The sequence below is a fragment of the Variovorax sp. 05L425 genome (assembly GCF_056397705.1).
On record NZ_JBFTNY010000013.1, the window covers coordinates 67,021 to 84,888 of the forward strand.

Annotated in this window: 20 protein-coding genes; 11 read left to right on the forward strand and 9 right to left on the reverse strand. The window is 67.2% G+C overall.

Translation table 11 applies throughout. The annotated features are described in order from the left end of the window. From AC1DN9_RS16105 to AC1DN9_RS16125, 5 genes are all read left to right on the forward strand, one after another. Complete coding sequence (locus AC1DN9_RS16105; protein WP_478101858.1) at positions 1-744, forward strand: SPOR domain-containing protein; 744 nt, start codon at positions 1-3, stop codon at positions 742-744. 82 nt (positions 745-826) lie between these two features. After that, positions 827-1,474 (forward strand): thiol:disulfide interchange protein DsbA/DsbL, encoded by a 648-nt coding sequence (locus AC1DN9_RS16110; RefSeq protein ID WP_478101860.1) that lies wholly within the window; start codon positions 827-829, stop codon positions 1,472-1,474. A gap of 122 nt (positions 1,475-1,596) precedes the next feature. After that, positions 1,597-2,292 carry a lipopolysaccharide transport periplasmic protein LptA gene (gene lptA / locus AC1DN9_RS16115; RefSeq protein WP_478101862.1) on the forward strand — a complete coding sequence of 232 codons (696 nt, stop codon included), beginning with the start codon at positions 1,597-1,599 and terminating at the stop codon, positions 2,290-2,292. Between the two features lie 10 nt (positions 2,293-2,302). Beyond that, positions 2,303-3,079: an LPS export ABC transporter ATP-binding protein gene (gene lptB / locus AC1DN9_RS16120; RefSeq protein ID WP_478101864.1), complete on the forward strand. Its 777-nt coding sequence runs from the start codon at positions 2,303-2,305 to the stop codon at positions 3,077-3,079. A 9-nt stretch (positions 3,080-3,088) separates the two neighbouring features. After that, on the forward strand, positions 3,089-4,675 hold the full coding sequence (locus AC1DN9_RS16125; protein ID WP_478101866.1) for an RNA polymerase factor sigma-54: 1,587 nt from the start codon (positions 3,089-3,091) through the stop codon (positions 4,673-4,675). On the opposite strand, the gene AC1DN9_RS16130 is transcribed toward AC1DN9_RS16125, so the two are convergent. Then, a complete protein-coding gene (locus AC1DN9_RS16130; RefSeq protein WP_478101868.1) occupies positions 4,672-6,438 on the reverse strand; it encodes a sensor histidine kinase in 1,767 nt (588 codons plus the stop codon). The two genes, AC1DN9_RS16125 and AC1DN9_RS16130, sit on opposite strands and share 4 nt — an antisense overlap. Positions 6,439-6,485: 47 nt before the next feature. Between AC1DN9_RS16130 and AC1DN9_RS16135 the strand changes: the two genes are divergently transcribed. From AC1DN9_RS16135 to AC1DN9_RS16150, 4 genes are all read left to right on the forward strand, one after another. Beyond that, on the forward strand, positions 6,486-7,724 hold the full coding sequence (locus AC1DN9_RS16135; protein ID WP_478101870.1) for a THUMP domain-containing class I SAM-dependent RNA methyltransferase: 1,239 nt from the start codon (positions 6,486-6,488) through the stop codon (positions 7,722-7,724). Between the two features lie 48 nt (positions 7,725-7,772). Beyond that, positions 7,773-8,480: a glutathione S-transferase N-terminal domain-containing protein gene (locus AC1DN9_RS16140; protein ID WP_478101872.1), complete on the forward strand. Its 708-nt coding sequence runs from the start codon at positions 7,773-7,775 to the stop codon at positions 8,478-8,480. Beyond that, entirely contained in the window at positions 8,477-8,902 is a 426-nt protein-coding gene (locus AC1DN9_RS16145) for a putative toxin-antitoxin system toxin component, PIN family (protein WP_478101874.1), read from the forward strand. Before AC1DN9_RS16140 ends, AC1DN9_RS16145 begins: the two co-directional genes overlap by 4 nt. Positions 8,903-9,010: 108 nt before the next feature. Then, positions 9,011-9,538 carry a Dps family protein gene (locus AC1DN9_RS16150; RefSeq protein WP_478101876.1) on the forward strand — a complete coding sequence of 176 codons (528 nt, stop codon included), beginning with the start codon at positions 9,011-9,013 and terminating at the stop codon, positions 9,536-9,538. A gap of 9 nt (positions 9,539-9,547) precedes the next feature. Here the strand turns inward: AC1DN9_RS16150 and AC1DN9_RS16155 are convergent, their stop codons facing one another. Next, complete coding sequence (locus AC1DN9_RS16155) at positions 9,548-10,447, reverse strand: BUD32 family EKC/KEOPS complex subunit (RefSeq protein WP_478101878.1); 900 nt, start codon at positions 10,445-10,447, stop codon at positions 9,548-9,550. 126 nt (positions 10,448-10,573) lie between these two features. Here AC1DN9_RS16155 and AC1DN9_RS16160 point away from each other — a divergent pair, with 126 nt between their 5' ends. Further along, a complete protein-coding gene (locus tag AC1DN9_RS16160) occupies positions 10,574-11,356 on the forward strand; it encodes a UPF0149 family protein (RefSeq protein WP_478101880.1) in 783 nt (260 codons plus the stop codon). A 58-nt stretch (positions 11,357-11,414) separates the two neighbouring features. Then, complete coding sequence (locus AC1DN9_RS16165; RefSeq protein ID WP_478102052.1) at positions 11,415-12,605, forward strand: MFS transporter; 1,191 nt, start codon at positions 11,415-11,417, stop codon at positions 12,603-12,605. 10 nt (positions 12,606-12,615) lie between these two features. Here AC1DN9_RS16165 and AC1DN9_RS16170 read toward each other — a convergent pair whose 3' ends face one another. From AC1DN9_RS16170 to AC1DN9_RS16200, 7 genes are read right to left on the reverse strand one after another with little or no spacing between them, the layout of a single operon-like run. Then, positions 12,616-13,206, reverse strand: coding sequence for an NADPH-dependent FMN reductase (locus AC1DN9_RS16170; protein ID WP_478101882.1), 591 nt, complete (start codon positions 13,204-13,206; stop codon positions 12,616-12,618). 14 nt (positions 13,207-13,220) lie between these two features. Then, positions 13,221-13,529 (reverse strand): GNAT family N-acetyltransferase, encoded by a 309-nt coding sequence (locus tag AC1DN9_RS16175; RefSeq protein ID WP_478101884.1) that lies wholly within the window; start codon positions 13,527-13,529, stop codon positions 13,221-13,223. 16 nt (positions 13,530-13,545) lie between these two features. Beyond that, entirely contained in the window at positions 13,546-14,031 is a 486-nt protein-coding gene (locus AC1DN9_RS16180; RefSeq protein ID WP_478101886.1) for a nuclear transport factor 2 family protein, read from the reverse strand. A 38-nt stretch (positions 14,032-14,069) separates the two neighbouring features. Beyond that, positions 14,070-14,570, reverse strand: coding sequence for a CinA family protein (locus tag AC1DN9_RS16185; RefSeq protein WP_478101888.1), 501 nt, complete (start codon positions 14,568-14,570; stop codon positions 14,070-14,072). A gap of 4 nt (positions 14,571-14,574) precedes the next feature. Beyond that, positions 14,575-15,135 (reverse strand): phosphatidylglycerophosphatase A family protein, encoded by a 561-nt coding sequence (locus AC1DN9_RS16190; protein WP_478101890.1) that lies wholly within the window; start codon positions 15,133-15,135, stop codon positions 14,575-14,577. 48 nt (positions 15,136-15,183) lie between these two features. Further along, positions 15,184-16,854: an FAD-dependent oxidoreductase gene (locus AC1DN9_RS16195; protein ID WP_478101892.1), complete on the reverse strand. Its 1,671-nt coding sequence runs from the start codon at positions 16,852-16,854 to the stop codon at positions 15,184-15,186. A 7-nt stretch (positions 16,855-16,861) separates the two neighbouring features. Further along, complete coding sequence (locus AC1DN9_RS16200) at positions 16,862-17,854, reverse strand: Bug family tripartite tricarboxylate transporter substrate binding protein (RefSeq protein ID WP_478101894.1); 993 nt, start codon at positions 17,852-17,854, stop codon at positions 16,862-16,864. Positions 17,855-17,868: the final 14 nt, after the last annotated feature.

Consider the following 17,868-nt stretch of genomic DNA (forward strand, 5'->3'; position numbering starts at 1 on the left):
ATGAAAAAAAGACATAGCAGCGGCAACATCGTCATCGGGTTGATCATCGGCCTCGTGCTCGGGCTCGGCGTGGCCCTCGGCATCGCGGTCTATGTGACCAAGGTGCCGATCCCGTTCATGACGAAGACCCAGCGCAGCGGCCCCGAGCAGGACGAAGCCGAGGCGCGCAAGAACCGGGATTGGGATCCGAACGCGCCGCTCGCAGGCAAGGCGTCGGCGCCCGCCCGTCCGCCGGCAGCGGCAGCCACCGCGACGGCGACGCCACCCCAGCCGGCGACGGTCGGCCCGCTCAATCCGCCGACCTCGGCGCCCGTGCCGGTGGTCGTGGCGCCCAGCGCCCGAGGCAGCGATTCGGCAACGCCGACACGCCCGGCGCGCACCGCGCCGGTGCCGGCCGAGGCCAATGCGACGCCATCGAGCGACCCGCTGGGCGATCTGGCCCGCGCGCGGTCGGGGATGGGGTCGAGCACGACTGCGAGCGCAAGTTCATCTGGCGCCAGCGGCGATCCTTTCGTGTACTTCGTGCAGGCCGGCGCCTACCGCACCCCGGAGGATGCCGAGGCCCAGCGCGCCAAGCTGTCGCTGATGGGCGTCGAAGCCCGCGTGACCGAGCGCGAGCAGGCAGGGCGCACCGTGTACCGTGTGCGTGCCGGCCCGTTCAACAAGAAGGACGACGCCGATCAGCTCAAGGAGCGACTGGACAGCGGCGGCCTCGAGTCCGCCCTGGTACGCGTCCAGCGTTGAGCTTTGCCATTCTTTACCTCGACAGGTCCGGGAACTCCACCCGGACCCCGGGCTCTTTCAGCCGCATAGGAGAATTTCATATATGAAACGTCGTGACTTTTCGCTGGCCGCAGCTTCGCTGGGTCTTCTTCCGCTGGTTGCCCCTTCGTACGCGCAGCAGCAGCCACCCAAGGCCGGCAAGGACTACATCGTCCTGGGCAAGCCTGCGCCGGTCGACACGCCGGCCGGCAAGGTCGAGGTGATCGAATTCTTTTCGTACAACTGCCCGCACTGTGCGGCGTTCGAGCCACAACTGGAAGCCTGGGCCAAGAAGCTGCCACCTCACGTCGCGTTCAAGCGCGTTCCGGTTCCCTTCGTGGGCAACGACACCGAAGCCAAGCAGCGCCTCTACTACACGCTCGAAGCCATGGGCAAGGTGGACGAGTTCCAGCCGATCCTGTTCGACGCCATTCACAAGCAGCGCCAGCCCATCATGGGCGACGCGGCCATCCTGGCCTGGGCCGAGAAGCAGCCGGGCCTGGACGCCAAGAAGTTCGCCGAACTGTTCAAGTCCTTCTCCGTGGTCGGCAAGGCCAAGCGCGCCAGCCAGCTCACGAGCGACTTCCAGGTGGCCGGCGTGCCGGCATTCGGCGTGGCCGGGCGCTGGTATGTCGATGGTGAAACGGCCGGTTCCATGGAACGCGCGCTGCAGGTCGTGGATTCCCTCGTCGCCGAAGCCCGAAAGGGCTGACAAGGTCGGGCCGACCCGACTTCCTTCCCCCGAAAGGCCCGCTTTGGCGGGCTTTTTCGTCAAGGCCGCGCAAGGCCGCATCCCCCGGGGGCATACAATCGCAGAGCAAGTTTCGTGCCTCTATGAAATCGCCCCTCACCTCCACTCCCTTTCGTCATGCCGGTCGCGCTCTGTGGCTGGCTCTGGCCCTGACCGGCATGGCCTCGGTCGCGCAGGCCGAAAAGGCCGACCGCGCCAAGCCCATGAACATCGAAGCGGACTCGATGCGCTACGACGATCTCAAGCAGACCAGCGTGTTCACCGGCAATGTGGTGGTCACCAAGGGCACGATCGTCGTTCGCGGCGACCGCATCGACGTGCGGCAGGATCCCGAGGGCTACCAGTACGGCGTCGTCACTGCTGCGCCCGGAAAGTTGGCATATTTCAAGCAGAAGCGGGATGCCGGCACCGACGAGTGGATCGAAGGCCAGGGCGAGACCATCGAATACGACAGCCGCGCCGACAACGTGAAGTTCATCCGCCAGGCGGTGATGCGTCGGCTGATCGGCGCCACCGTCAGCGACGAGAGCAGCGGGCCGCTGATCGTCTACGACCAGAGCAACGACACCTTCACGGTCAATGGCTCGTCGCTGCCACCGAACGCTGGCGTGGCAAGCCAGCCCGGCGGCCGCGTCCGGGCCATCCTCACCCCCAAGACCGCCGCGGCGCCGGGCGCCGCCCCTGGTGCCAAGCCGGCGCCTGCCGCAGCCGCCAAGCCGGCCGAGGGCAAGGGCTTGCGGTCCACCACCACGCTGGGCGGAGAAGCAAAGAGTGATTGAAACCGCTGGTATGAGCGCAGGCGCGGACATGGCGGAAAGCCGCCTCGAGGCGCGTGGCCTGCAAAAGAGTTACGGCAGCCGCACGGTCGTCAAGGACGTGTCCCTGGGCGTGCAGAAGGGCGAGGTCGTCGGCCTGCTGGGCCCCAACGGCGCAGGCAAGACGACGTCCTTCTACATGATCGTCGGCCTGGTTCGCGCCGATGCCGGCGACATCACCATCGACGGCGAGCCGATCGCCCACATGCCGATCCACCGGCGCGCGCGCATGGGGCTGAGCTACCTGCCGCAGGAAGCGTCGATCTTTCGCAAGCTCACGGTCGAGGAAAACGTCCGGGCCGTGCTCGAGTTGCAGTACGAACCCGACGCCCACGGGCGACCGGCGCCCCTGAGCAAGCGGCGCATCGAGGAGCATCTGGCCGAACTCCTGGCCGACCTGCGCGTCGACCACCTGCGCGATTCCCCGGCCCTGGCCCTGTCCGGCGGCGAGCGCCGCCGCGTCGAGATCGCCCGCGCCCTCGCCACGCAGCCGCGTTTCATCCTGCTCGACGAACCGTTCGCGGGCATCGACCCGATTGCGGTGATCGAGATCCAGCGAATCATCAGCTTCCTGAAGGAGCGCGGCATCGGTGTGCTGATCACCGACCACAACGTCCGTGAAACGCTGGGCATCTGCGATCACGCTTTCATCATCAGCGACGGGCATGTGCTCGCCCAGGGCACGCCTTCGGAGATTGTCGACAACGCCGATGTGCGGCGCGTCTACCTCGGCGAGCATTTCAGAATGTGATCGCGTTCCATGAAGCAGGGTCTTTCGCTGCGTGTATCGCAGCATCTCGCGCTGACACCCCAACTCCAGCAATCGATCCGACTGCTGCAGCTTTCCACGCTCGAGCTTTCGCAGGAAGTCGAGCAGATGCTCGACGACAACCCGTTTCTCGAGCGCACCGCCGAAGAGGCCGCGCGCGAGGAATTCGGTCTCGATGCCGCCGACGCACCCGTCCGCGATGACGACCGGATGGCCGAGGTCGATGGTGACTTCGTCGCCGGCGCGCCCGGCTCGGCGGCGGAATCCGCCACCGCCGTCAACGGCGAAGCCGAAGTCGCCGTCGCCGAAGGCGTGGACTCCGAACCCGACTGGGAAGGCGACGGCACCGTCGATCTTGCGCCCGACGACAGCGAATGGGGCGGCGATGCCCCGGCCCGCGCCAACAACCTCGGCGACGACGAGCGCACCGACGCGACCGAACTCGCGCGCAGCCAGGAGTCGCTCCAGTCCTTCCTGCATCGCCAGGCCTTGGGCCTTCGCCTGAGCGACACGGACAGCGCGGCACTGCGCTTCCTGATCGAATCGCTCAACGACGACGGCTACCTCGAAGATTCGCTGCCCGCGCTCGCATCCGGCCTTGCTGGAGACGACAACGATCAGTTCGACGACCTGGTGCATCACTTCCAGGTTGCGCTCGGCCTGCTGCAGAGCCTGGAACCGGTCGGCGTCGGCGCGCGCAGCCTCGGCGAGTGCCTCACCATTCAACTGCGCGCCCTTGCGAGCGAGGACGAGACCGAAGAGGAAGCACAGATCCGAAAGACGGCCATCGCCATCTGCAAACAGCCGATGGAATTGCTCGCCCGGCGCGATATCAAGCGACTGGTCACGCTCACGCGAAGCAATGAGGACGAGGTTCGCGCCGCGCTGCAGCTCATCGCCAGGCTCGAACCCAAGCCGGGCCGCCGTTTCGTGGACGTCGAACGCAACGTGGTCATTCCGGACGTGATCGTTTCGCGCGTCGGCAACGGCACGAACACCAAGTTCCGCGTCATGCTCAACCCCGAAGTCATGCCGCGTCTGCGCGTGCACGACATCTATGCCAGCGCGCTCAAGCAGCACAAGGGCGAAGGCAGCCAGGCGCTGTCGCAGCGGCTGCAGGAGGCGCGCTGGTTCATCAAGAACATCCAGCAGCGCTTCGACACCATCTTGCGTGTGTCCAACGCCATCGTCGAGCGGCAGAAGAGCTTCTTCGTACACGGCGAACTCGCGATGCGACCGTTGGTGCTGCGCGAAATCGCCGACGAACTGGGCCTGCACGAATCGACCATCAGCCGCGTGACCACGGCCAAGTACATGGCGACGCCCTACGGCACCGTCGAGCTCAAGTACTTCTTCGGCTCGGCGCTGGGCACCGAGACCGGCGGCAACGCTTCAAGCACGGCGGTGCGGGCGTTGATCAAGCAGTTCGTGAGCGCCGAGGATCTCAAGAAACCGCTGTCCGACAGTCAGATCTCCGAGATGCTCAAGGAGCAGGGGATCGAATGCGCCCGCCGCACGGTCGCGAAATACCGCGAGGCCTTGCGCATCGCGCCGGCGAATCTCCGCAAGGCGCTCTAGATTCGCCTTTGAGCCCGCAGCAGCAGCGCGCGCAGGTCGGCGGGCTGCACCGGTTTGCGCAGCGCCTGCCAGCCGCGTTCGCGGGCCAGTTCGAGCGTTGCGTCGTCGATGTCGGCGGAGATCAGCGCGATCGCCAGGTTCGGGCTTCGCCGCTGCAGTTCCTTGGCGAGCGCAATGCCATCCAACTCACCCGGCAGCCGGATGTCGCACAGCGCGATCTCGAAAGCGGGAAGGTTCGGCAACGCCAATGCGTCCGCCGCGCTGATGCAGACGTGCGGGCGCGCCCTCCAGAGGCGCAGCAGCGCCGCAACGCTGTCGGCGACCACGGTGTTGTCCTCGACCACCAGCACCCCAAGGCCCTGCCGCAGCGTTCCCGGGGCGGCGGCTTCGGTAGCCGAGACCATCGAAGGCACGACCGGCGCGCCCAGCGGTGCGGCCGGCAATTCGAAGCCGAACACCGATCCGCGCCCGGGCGCCGAGCGCAGCGTGATCTCAACGCCGAGTCGAGCAGCCAGCCGTCGCACGATGGCGAGTCCCAGTCCGTGGCCACGCTGCAGGTTGCGTTCGATGTTGCCGATCTGCTCGAAGTCGCCGAACACGCGCTCCTGTGCTTCAGGCGCGATGCCGACGCCCGCGTCGCGCACTTCGACGCGCCATGCATCAGGGCGGCGCCGGCATGCCAGCAGCACGCGCCCCCGGGGCGTGAACTTGAGCGCGTTGTCGACAAGGTTGCCGAGGATGCGGCGCAGCGCAACCGCGTCCGTCCAGACCACCACGTCCGGCGGGCATCGCACACGCACGCGGCCGCTGCCGGCTTGGCGCGCCAGTTCGTTCAGCAAGGGCGCGAGCGCGACGGCGACCGGCGTGATCGGGTCGGCCGCGGCCTCGATGCGTCCGATCTCCAGCAATTGATTGGTAAGACCTTCGAGCGCCTGCTGCGCGCGCGATAGCGCGGCGACGGTGTTCTGCACGGTCAGCCGGTCTTCGCCGGCATCCAGCTGATGGCGCAGGACCTCAGCTTGCAAGCCCATCGCCATCACCGGCTGGCGCAGATCATGGTTGGCGGCCGAGAAGAAGCGCAGCCGCTCGGCCTGCGCTTCCTGCGATTCGCGCAGGCCCGCCAGCGCCTGCGCGCGCAGCGCACTTTCGTTGTGGCGCAGGCCGATGTTCTCTTCGAGCTGCCGCGCACGCTCGCCCACCAGGCGCCAGACCATGGCGAGCAGCCCGATGCCGAGCACCGCCATGACCATCATGGACGGGGCGCCGAATCCGATGCCCATGACGATCACCGGCGCCAGCAGCAACGTGATCGCCAGTTGCATCGCCGGCGTGTAGTACGAGACGGAAAACACCGACGACAGCGTCATCGCCATGACCACCAACCCGATCATCAACTGTGAGGTGGCATTGGCCGGGTCGAAAAGAAGGATGCCCGCAGCGCCGTGAGCGCCCTCGTGCACCGCGATGCGCAGCGTGTGCAGGCGCAAGGCCGGCTTGATGTTCTCGGGCGTCAGCGGGTCGGGCAGCCGCTGCGGAAAAAAACCGCGATAGGCTGTGGTGGCCGCAATCATGGCGATCCAGATGGCCGCATGCGACACCGAGTACTGCCACGCGAAAAGCGCCGCCACGCCGCAATCGAGCAGAAACTGAACGAGCAGAACAGGTCCGCTCGGCTGAGTGCTGAGCCTGAGGACCTCGCAATGCACGGCAAACCGGTCGGCTGCCGAAGTCTCTGTTTGAGCTGGGACGGTCGGGGAGCTCATCTGCGAGCCACTATAGAGCAGCATCGAGACAAGGCGACAATCGGCGTGTGAACGATCTTTCGCTTTTTCTTCCCTGCGCCGCTGGCGTCGAGGATTTCCTCGCACAGGAAGTGCACGCGCTGACTGGCCGTGTCGGCCAGGACCTGCTGACGCTGCGCGGCGGCGTGCGCGTGCGGGCCGATTGGCGCGATGCGCTGAAGCTCAATCTCCACAGCCGGCTGGCGCAGCGCGTGCTGATCGAGCTCGCCCATGCACCATATCGGAGCGAGAACGACTTGTACGCGATCGCGAGTGGCGTGGCTTGGGAGATCTGGTTCACACCCAAGCAGACCTTCAAGATCGAGACCACCGCCCAGCACAGCCCACTGCAGAGCCTGAACTTCGCCACCCTGCGCATCAAGGACGCGATCGCCGACCGCTTTCGCGCCAAGGCGGGGGGCGTGCGGCCCAGCATCGAGACCCAGTGGCCCGACACCCGCGTGTTCGCGCACCTGACGACCGACGAGTGCACCCTCTACATCGACACTTCCGGCGAGCCCCTCTTCAAGCGCGGCTGGCGGCAGGACAAGGGTGATGCGCCCCTCAAGGAAACGCTGGCCGCCGCCATGCTGGCCGCCAGCGGCTGGTGGAACCCCGAGACGGGCGTGGTGTCGACGCAACCCCTGTACGACCCCTGCTGCGGCAGCGGGACCATCGCCATCGAGGCCGCGCAGATCGCATCCGGCATGGCCTCGGGCTCGCTGCGGCGATTCGGGTTCGAAAAGCTGCTGCCGTTCCAGGCGCATGTGTGGGCCGCGCTCAAGACCGAGGCCGTGCCCAAGGAGCGCGTGCAGGCGCCCGCCGTCTTCGGCTCGGACGTCTCGCACCGCATGGTGGATTTCGCCGAGCGCAACGCCGAGCGCGCCGGTGTCGCGCAGTTGGTGCAGTTCCGCGGAGGCGATGCGTTGCAGCGCATGCCGCCGGCCGAATCGGGCGTGATCGTGCTGAATCCACCCTACGGCGAGCGCATCGAGGTCGGCGGCGTGTCGCGCGGCCGCGAGCAGGCGCAGACCGAAGACGGCGGCCAGTTCTTCACCCAGTTGGCCAGCCACTGGAAGAAGAACTACGCCGGCTGGACCGCTTGGGTGCTGACGCCCGATCTGCAACTGCCCAAGCGCATGCGGCTGAAGGAGTCGCGCCGCGTGCCGATGTGGAACGGGCCGATCGAGTGCCGCCTGTTCCGCTTCGACATGATCGCCGGCTCGGCACGCGCACGGCCCGATCCCGGCTCGCCTGCGAAGGCGTAGCGCCTGGGACAGAATGCAGGCCTTCTCGTCCCAACCTCCCATCACGCCATGACAGACCTGTTGTCCGCTTTCCCCATCACCAAGAAATGGCCCGCGCAGCATCCGGAGCGCCTTCAGCTCTATTCGCTGCCGACGCCGAACGGCGTGAAGGTGTCCATCGCGCTCGAAGAGACGGGGCTGCCCTACGAGCCCCATCTGGTCAGCTTCGAAACGCAGGACCAGGTGTCGCCGGAATTCCGCTCGCTCAATCCCAACAACAAGATCCCGGCCATCATCGATCCGAACGGACCCGGCGGGAAGCCGCTGGCGTTGTTCGAATCCGGCGCCATCCTCATCTACCTGGCGGACAAGACCGGCAAGCTGCTGCCGAAGGATCCGGCGGCGCGCTACGAGGCGATCCAGTGGCTGATGTTCCAGATGGGCGGCATCGGTCCCATGTTCGGCCAGGTCGGCTTCTTCCACAAGTTTGCCGGCAAGGCCTATGAAGACAAGCGCCCGCGCGACCGCTACATCGAGGAATCGAAACGCCTGCTGCGGGTGCTGGATCAGCGCCTCGAGGGCCGCGCATGGCTCATGGGCGACGACTATACGATCGCCGACATCGCGACCTTCCCGTGGGTGCGCAACCTGATCGGCTTCTATGAGGCGGGGGACCTCGTCGGGATCGCCGGCTTCCCGCAAGTGACCCGGGTGCTGGAGGCTTTCATCGCCCGCCCCGCGGTCGTGGCCGGCCTTGGAATCCCGCGCCGCAATTGAGCGCGCCCGCCGTGCCTTCCGGCAGCGTCGTCCTCGACACCAACATCGTCCTGGACCTCCTGGTGTTCGACGACCCGGAACGGGCGCAGCTTGCGGCTGCGCTCGACGCCGGAGAACTGTGTTGGCTTGCCACCGCCGAGATGCGCCGCGAACTCGCGCGCGTGCTCGGCTATCCGCTGATCGCGAACCGGCTGGCTGCCCTGGGGCGTGAGGCGTCGGAGGTGCTCGCCGCCTACGACGCGCGAGCGCGACTGGTCGAAGGCACGCCGGCGCGTGCGCCCTGCGTCTGCAGCGATCCGGACGACCAGATGTTCATCGACCTCGCGGTGACGCACCGTGCGCGGCTGGTGAGCAAGGACCGCGCGGTGTTGACGATGCGCAAGCGGCTGGCGGCGCTCGGCGTCGAGGTGGTCGGGGCTTAGCGATTTTCACGCCGGAACGGACCATCCGGTGGTACACCACGTCCTCGCGCTCGATGTGAAAAGCGCGACCATCGGAAGCGATCGTTCACCATCAAGGAGTCCATGACCATGGCAGTTTCGAAAAACACGAAGGATGCGAAGAAGCGGCGGCTGGCGCCCCTGAAGACACCCAGTCCCTTGGGCGCAGATGCCGTCCGCGACATTTCGGGGGAACTCAACGCGCTCCTGGCCGACACCTTCGCGCTGTACCTGAAGACCAAGAACTTCCACTGGCACATGTCGGGTCCGTACTTCCGCGACTACCACCTGCTGCTGGACGATCAGGCCGACCAGATCTACGCGACCGCCGACCCCATCGCCGAACGCGTGCGCAAGCTCGGCGGCACGACGCTGCGCTCCACAGGCCACATCACGCGGCTGCAGCGGATCTCGGACAACGACGCCGATTTCGTCACGCCGGCCGACATGCTTGCGGAACTGCGCGAAGACAACCAGCGGCTGGCAGGCTTCATGCGCGAGACACACTCCCTGTGCGACGACAGCGGCGACGTCGCTACTGCCAGCCTGCTGGAAGTGTGGATCGACGAAGCCGAACGGCGGACCTGGTTCCTCTTCGAATCGGGCCGGCAGACCTGAGGACCTGAGCTAACTGCCGTACCACCGCGCCAGCAGGCTCGCCACGGCACGCACGCGCTGCGTGTCGCGGCCCCAGCGACGTCCGGACGGCAGGTGCCGCAGCCAGCGCATGCGGCGCGCGGCCACCGCGAGACGTTCCCGCACTTCGTCGCTCGCGTCCGCCAGTGTCCTGTGCCAATGCGCGGCAGCGGCATGCGGCGAGGCGGCATCGACCAGCATCGCGGTGGAGTGCAGGTAGCTGAGCCAGTCGCGCGCCTGGCATTCGGCCAACGGAAGCGTTTCGCCGGGGTCGTCCTCGAAGTCGATGTAGCCGATGGCGCCGTCCGGGCACTGCACCAGATTGCGGTCGAAGGCCTGGCTCAGATAGGCATCGCGGGCATGGACGTGGGCGATGGCGGCGAGGCCTTCGTTCCAGACGGCAAGCAGCGACGCCGGGCCCGCGGCTGCGGCTTGATCGAGCCGTTCCTGCAGCACGACAGCCGGCCGGCCGCTTTCGCCGAGGTCGGAAATCATCAGTCCGTCAGGCTGCTGTGCCAGTACCGTCGGAACGCGCAGTCCCGCCAGACCCAACTGATACAGCCGGCGCGCCTCGATCACCAGCGCCGCCTCGCCGCCCGGGTTGGGCACGGGCGCCAGCACATCGAGCCGCAGGATGCTGGAGATCACCGCCTGCAGGCGGTAGCGCAACATGCCGTGACGCGGCCCCGCCTTCTTGATCCATACGCGCTCCGCGCCGAATCGGTGGCTTGCGACAGCCTTTGCCTGCTGCGGCAGCATCGTCCGAAGGAACTCGGCGTAGTCGTCAGGCTGGGGCGGCGTCGCGCCCGTCTCGAGCGGCGCCGGCGCGGAGGAAAGCCCCTTGCGCATGTGTACGCGGGTGGACATCCCACCTCTTCTCACTGGATTCATACGAAAAAGCCGGCCGCGCAGAGGGCAAAGGCGGTGTAACGCGCCGGAAACGGCGGATTCAGCGGGGTAGAAATAACGAGTCTCCGGGAACCTTGCTGCATCATAGAGGGCTCCTTGCGCAACGACATGACAACCCTTCCCGACCCCCAGACCCCCGCCCAGCCCGACAACGCACCGCTCGGACCCGACGATTTCGACGCCCAGGACGAGGCGCTCGACGCCATGCGCGAGCATGACGAGGAGATCCCGCAATGGGAATTCTGCGAGGGCTTCATGGCCGCGCTGGTGTGCACGCGCCGCCCGATCGAGCCCGCCGAATACTGGCCTGTGCTGCTCGGCGACAGCTTTGTGCCCGCGCAGCACATGGAATTCGTCTGGCGCTGGAAGCAGCGCTGGCGCGAGATCGAAACCGGCCTCGACGCCGACGTGCAGTCGCTGGACGACGAGCGCACCTGGCAGCCCGAGGTACTCGATACCCGCGGCGCGATCGCGGCCCTGCCCGAGGAAGAGCGCGGCGAGATGGAGGGCGAGGCCATTCCGTCGTTCGCCCAGGTCTGGGCGCTGGGCTTCATGTATGCGGTCGAGAACTGGCCCGACGAGTGGACGCCGCCCCGCGACAAGGAGGGCGCACAGATGCTCGATGAGGCGCTCGACGCCATCGTCACGCTGGCCGACGACGACAAGGGCAAGCCGGTGCTCTCCATGTACAGCGAAGACGGCCCGCCCAGCGTGAGCCAAGAACGGATCGACGATTTCGGCGCCGCGATCTGGGCCGTGTACGACCTGCGCCAGCTCTGGCGCAGCATGGGCCCGCGCATCGAGACCATCCGCAAGGAGGCCACGCCTGGCCGCAACGACCCATGCCCTTGCGGCAGCGGCAAGAAATACAAGAAGTGCCACGGTGCCTGAGGCAACGCTCAGGCACGAAGCCGCGCCCGCGGCGCTGACTGCCCGCACCGCCTGGGCCATGGTGCTGGCCCTGTGCACGGCCTTTGCGCTGAGCCAGGCCTATCGCACGGTCGGCGCCATCATGGCGAGTCCGCTGCAGAACGAGTTCAAGCTCTCGGCGCAGGCGCTCGGCATTTTTTCGGGGTCGTTCCATTTCGCCTTCGGTGCCATGCAGCTTTTCATGGGCATCGGCATCGACCTGCATGGCATTCGCCGCACGGTGCTCACGGCGTTTCCGCTGGCAATCGCCGGCGCGGTCCTCTCCGCGATGTCGACCAGCTACGGCGTTCTGGTGGCAGGCCAGGTGCTGATCGGCATCGGCTGCGCACCGGCCTTCCTCGTGTGCACGGTTTTCATTGCGCGGCATTTTCCGGCGGCGCGTTTCGCGACGATCTCGGGCCTGGTGCTCGCGATCGGTGGCGTGGGCATGCTGGCGACCGGCACGCCGCTCGCGTGGCTGGTTCAGGAGCGCTCGTGGCGCATGGGCTTCGTCGTGTTGGCGGTCGCTTCCGTGCTGGCCTGGCTGTCGATCTGGCGCTGGGTGCGCGAGCCTGCCCGGCAAGACACGCGATCGAAAGAATCGATGGGCGAGGCGCTGCGCCAGTTCGGCGCGCTGTTCGCGATGCGGCACACGCTCGGCATCATGGTGCTCGGCGCGGTGACCTATGCGGCCTTCATCTCGCTGCGCGGGTTGTGGCTCGGGCCGCTGCTGATCCAGCGGCACGGTTTCTCCCTGGTGCAGAGCGGCAACGTGGCCTTGATCGTCTCGGTCATCTCGCTGATCGGCGCGCCGCTCTTCGGGCGCCTCGATCGCGACGGGCTTGTGCGTCGTCGGCGCATCGTGGCCTGCAGCCTGGTCTATGCCGCGCTCTTTGCCGCCATTGCCGTTTTCACCCAGGCATGGATCGATGTCGGGGGCAGCATCCTGATCGGGCTCGTGTCGGGCTTCATCGTCTGGCAGTACGCCGACGTGCGGGTCGCCTATCCGGCGGCCATCACGGGGCGCGCGATGGCGGTGTTCACGATGGCGATGTTCCTTGGCGTGGCACTGATGCAGTGGGTCACCGGCATCGCCGCTTCGGTGGCGCAGGCGCACGGCATGGAGCCCTTCAGGGCCGTGCTCGCGACCATTGCCGTGCTGCTGGTCGGGGCGACGATCGCGTTTGCGTGGCTGCCTGCACCGACTCCGCGATCGGGGCTGGGCCAATAGTGCGCAGCGTTCAGTAAGGAGGCGCCTTGCGCGCCCGCTGTTCGCGAGCGGCCTCCGTCCACCAGGCCAGATCGTCGGCAAAGCGGCCGAACGAGCGCTCCAGCGCTTCGCCGGCGCCGCCGGTGGGGTGGCCATCGGCGTCGAGCGTCTGGGAGATTGGCCCGACGGCCAGGGTGCTCGACACCACGACCATCCCCATCTCCGACAGGATCGAATGCCAGATCGTGCCCGACCGAACACCGGAGAAGCGGCCCGCCGAGTAGCTTGCGACGGCGGCGGGGCGCCAGAACCACTCTTCGAGAAAGTGGTCCGTCAGGTTCTTCAAGCCGGGTTGCGGTCCCCAGTTGTATTCGCCGGTCACGAAGACGAAGGCGTCGGCCTTGCGGATCTTGTCCGCCAGCGCTTCCATCGGCGCGGGCGCGGTGCCTTTCGGGTACTCCTTGTACATCCGGTCCAGCATGGGCAATCCGACGGCCTGGGCATCCACCAGCTCCACGTCGGCGCCGCGCGCCTGGAGGCCCCTGACGACATAGTCCGCCAGCCGAATGCCCATCCGGTCGGACCGGTAGGAGCCGTAGAACACCAAAACCTTGTCGGCCATGCTCGCTCCTTGCTTCAGATCTTGAAAGCGCGCTGGATGTCGGGCCGCACAAGGTCGGCATAGTCGCGGTGCTTGCGGATCCAGCCCGCGATGAACTGGCACACCGGGATGACGTGCTTGCCCTGTGCCCGCGCCTCGTCGAGCACATGCTTCGCGATGGCCGAGCCCACGCCCTTGCCTTCGAAGGCGGGCAGCACCTCGGTGTGCGTGAACATGATGGCTTCGCTCAGCAGGTTGTATTCGCAGTAGCCGGCGAGTTCGCCGCCGATGGTGGCTTCGTAGCGATGCGCGGCCGGGTTGTTGGTGATGGTGATGTCGGTCATTGGGCTTCCGGAGGTTTCAGGATGTGCGCGCCAGAAAGGTCGCAAGATTGGCCGCCGCCGTGGCCCGCACCTTCTTCTTGAGCATCGGCGACCAGCCCAGCAACAGGCCCGGCGTGCCGAGTGCCTGCCGTGACCAGCGCCAGAAATCGAAGCTGTCGCGCTGCGTGGCGATCAAGCCCTCGGGCGTGAAGGTGAAGCGCGAGTCGATCGCGTTGTCGACGATGCGCCCGGTGGCACTGAAGAGGTAGTGCGCATCCCAGTGCGCCTGGCCGGTCGCGGCGTCGGCCTGTACGTCCCGGTAGGTGAGCTTCCAGACCGCTGCGCCCTTGGCCTTCGTGCCGCTGCAGAGCATCTTCCACATGCCGCCGACCTCGCGCGCGCCGCGCAGGGAGAAGGCTTCGTCGTCGAAGGTGGCGTCCGGCGCGTAGCAGGCGGCCATGGTGTGGGCGTCGAGCTGCGCGAACGCGTCGTAGAAGCGGCGGAGGGTCTGTTCGTTGCGCATCGGCGGCATCGTAGCCGAGCAAGCCTCGCGCGTGGGCGCTAGGCTTGGACCATCGTCGCGAGCGTCTGCAGCGCGTAGTGGACTGTCGCGGCCCGCACCGCGGCCCGGTCGCCGTCGAATCGGCGCCGCTCGGTGCGCACATGGCCGTCCACCGACCAGCCGAACCACACCGTGCCGACCGGCTTTTCTGGCGAGCCGCCGGTCGGGCCGGCGACACCGGTCACCGCCACCGCGACTTGCGCTTTCGAGCGCGCGACGGCGCCTTCGGCCATGGCGCGCGCGACTTCCTCGCTGACCGCGCCGTGCGCCGCGATCAACGCCGCATCGACGCCGAGCATCTCGGTCTTGGCCTCGTTCGAATACGTGACGAAGCCGCGCTCCAACCAGTTGCTCGATCCCGAAAGATCGGTGCATGCGCCGGCGATCAGGCCGCCGGTGCAGCTTTCGGCCGTGGCCATCATCCAGCGCTTGCGTTGCAGCAGGTCAGCCAGCAGCTCGACGAGCGCGGGCGTGTCGAGTTCGGAAGGGGATGGGTTCATCGTTTCACCATGCGCGCAATGCGGCGATCACCAGCAGCGTGCAGAACGCGGCCACCAGGTCGTCGAACAGGATGCCGAATCCGGCCGCGCGCCATCGCATCGTCTCGGGCGTGGCGCCGCGTTGCTTGAAGAGCCGGTCCGCCCAGCCCACCGGGCCGATCTTGACGGCGTCGAAGAAGCGAAACAGTGCAAAGGCAGCGATCTGCCCGAAGAGCCCTGCGGGCATCACCAGCCACAGGATGATCCAGAAGGCGACCACTTCGTCCCACACGATGGAACCGGGGTCGGCCACGTTCATGTGGCGAGCGGTCACGGTGCAGGCCCACCAGCCGACCGGCAGCGACACCAGGATCACCCAGCCGATCGTTGCGGCTGAGAGCCAGTGGTTCATGATGAGGTACGCGGCCCAGGCCCACAGCGTACCGACCGTCCCCGGCGCCCGGCGCGGCAGGCCCGAACCGAAGCCGAGGGCGATGACGTGCGCAGGGTGCGAGAACATGAAACGCAGCGTGGCGCGGCGCGGCGAAAAATCCGGTGCGGCACCGGAAGGAGAAGCAACTGGCATGGGGCGACAGTGTCGCGCATCTCCGGCGATGCCGGTCGGGAGGGAAGGTCAGGCGGTCGCCGTCTCCCGCGCGGCCTGTCCACGAAGCCGGGCCACGAGGTCACCCACGTCCCCCGGAAGGCGGTCGCCCCGCCATGCGACGTGCTGGTCTGCGCGGCAGAGCACCAGTCGATGCCTGTACGCCGGAGGGATCTCCGCCGCATCGACGTCAACCACCGCCAGCGGCATGTCGCATGACTTCGCGCCCTGTACCAGCGCCGAAACATCGATCCCGCGATCGAAACGCAGCAGCGTGTAGCCAGGCCCGAATGCGTCGTACAGCGACCGTCCGCCCGCGAGCCAGAAATGCGGCGCGCGGCATCCCGGCACGGTCGAAGGCGTGAAGCTGCCCATCGAGTAGGTCGGCGGTTCCTCGCCGTCGGTCGCGATGATCGGCGAGCCGGTATAGAAGTAGCCGAAGTTCAGTCCGGCGCAGCAGAACTGCTGCACGTTGAGTTCGTAGGCCTCGCGTCCGATCTCGGCACGCAGTGCATCGCCCTTGGCGCCAGGCGCTTCGATGTCGGCGGGCACCGCGCGGCGGGCGCGGATCATCTTCTGCGCGTGGTCCATCGCGAAGTGCGACACCTGCTCGGTGATCGGCTGCCGCTCGGCCTCGTAGGCGTCGAGGATGCGCTCATCGGCCCAGCCCTGGACGCAGGCCGAGAGCAGCCACGACAGGTTGATGGCATCGGCGATCCCCGCATTCATGCCGTAGCCCGCGTAGGGCACCCACAGGTGCGCCGCGTCGCCCGCCAGGAACACCCGGCGGTCGCGGAAGCGGTTGGACAAGAGGCGGCGGCCGACCCAATCTTCCTTGCTGATCACCTCGTAGCGGAAATCGGGGCCGACGCCGAGGATTTCGCGGATGGATCGATCGCGGTCGACCGAATCGAACTCCGGCTCTTCGGCGTTGAGGTGGTTGTGCACGAGCCAGGTCTCGTGCCCGTCGATGGCGAACATGGTGCCGCACCGGCGCGGGTTCACCGAGTAGTACGACCAGGCCGGCTTGCCGGGGATCATTGCGCGCAGTTCCGGCGCGCGGATGAAGGTCGACTGCACGCGCTGGATCACCGCAGTGCCTTCCAGCTTCGCGCCGATCTTCTTGCGCACGCCCGAGCCGCCGCCGTCGCAGCCCACCATGTAGCGGGCTCGGATGGTGCGCGAGGCTCCCTGGTCGAGATCGGTCGCGGTGGCGCGCACGCCGTCGTCGTCCTGCTCGAAGTCCGTCACCTGCGTGCGGTTGAGCAGTGTCACATGGGGCAGCGCCGCTGCGTGCTCCAGAAGGATCGGTTCCAGGAAGATCTGGTTGATGCGATGCGGTGGCTCCGGCGTCGGCCACCAGGCGTCCGGCCCCTCGGTCTCGGTGTAGCGGTCACGACGGCACGGGATCGGAATGCGCGTGAGCTCGATGCCCGTCACGCTGGTGCGGAACACCACGTCGTTGGGGTGATCGGCCGGCAGCCCGGCATCGCGCAGCTTCTGCGCCACGCCCAAGCGACGGAACTGCTCCATCGTGCGTGCCGACACATGGTTGCACTTCACGTTGGGCGGCTCGGCGTAGCGGCGAATTTCCGCGATGACGACCTTCACGCCGCGCGAGGCCAGGTCCATGGCCAGGGTCAGGCCCACGGGGCCGGCGCCGACGATGAGGACATCGGCTTGGAGTTCTGTGTTCGTCATGCGGTTTTCAGTCCAGCTTGATGCCAGCGGTCTTGATGACCTTGGCCCATTTCTTTGTCTCTTCACGGATGTAGTTGTCGAAATCCTTCGGTGTGCCGGGTGCAGGCTCCACGCCGAGGGTGCGCATGGACTCTTTCACCTTCTCGTCATTGAGCGCGGCGACGATCTCCGCGTTCATCCGCGCGACGATCGGCGCGGGCGTATCGGCCGGCGCCACCACGCCGAACCAGCCGGTAGAGTCGTAGCCCGGCAATCCGGCCTCGGCCACCGTCGGCACGTCGGGCAGCATCGGCAGGCGCTTCGGGCTGGTCACGGCGTAGGCAATCAACTTGCCCGCCTTGATCTGCTGCAACGCCGAAGGCAGATCGACCACCGCCAGCGGTATCTGGCCCGCCATCGCGTCGAGCGCGGCCGGTCCCGATCCGCGGTAGGGCACCTCGACCAGCTTCACGTCCGCCATCTGGCTGAAGAGCGCCGCCGACAGATGCATTGCAGTGCCGTTGCCGCCGTGGCCGATCGACAGCTTGCCCGGCTCGGCCTTCGCCAGCGCGATCAGTTCTTGCTGCGTCTTCGCGGCAACCGACGGGTGCCCGACGATCACGAACGGAATGGCGGCGAGCATGCCGACCGGCTTGAAGTCCTTCAGCGGATCGAAGGGCATGTTGGGGTAGAGGCTCACGTTCGCCGACAGCGCACCGGCCGCGCCGACGCCCAGCGTGTAGCCGTCGCCCGGCGCCTTCGCCACCGCGGTGAGGCCGACGTTGCCACCGGCGCCCGGCCGGTTGTCGACGATCACCGCCTGCCCGAGCTTTTCGTTGAGCTTCGGCACCAGCATGCGGACCACCGCGTCGGCGCTTCCTCCCGGCGGGAAGGTGACGATCATGCGGATCGGCTTGGTGGGGAAGTCGCTGCTGTTGCTGGCGGCCTGGCCGTGCGCGGGGCCTGCGAGCAGGGCGCAAGTTGTGCCGAGCAATGCCAGGGCGCGGGCGAAATTCTTCATGGATCGGTACCTCG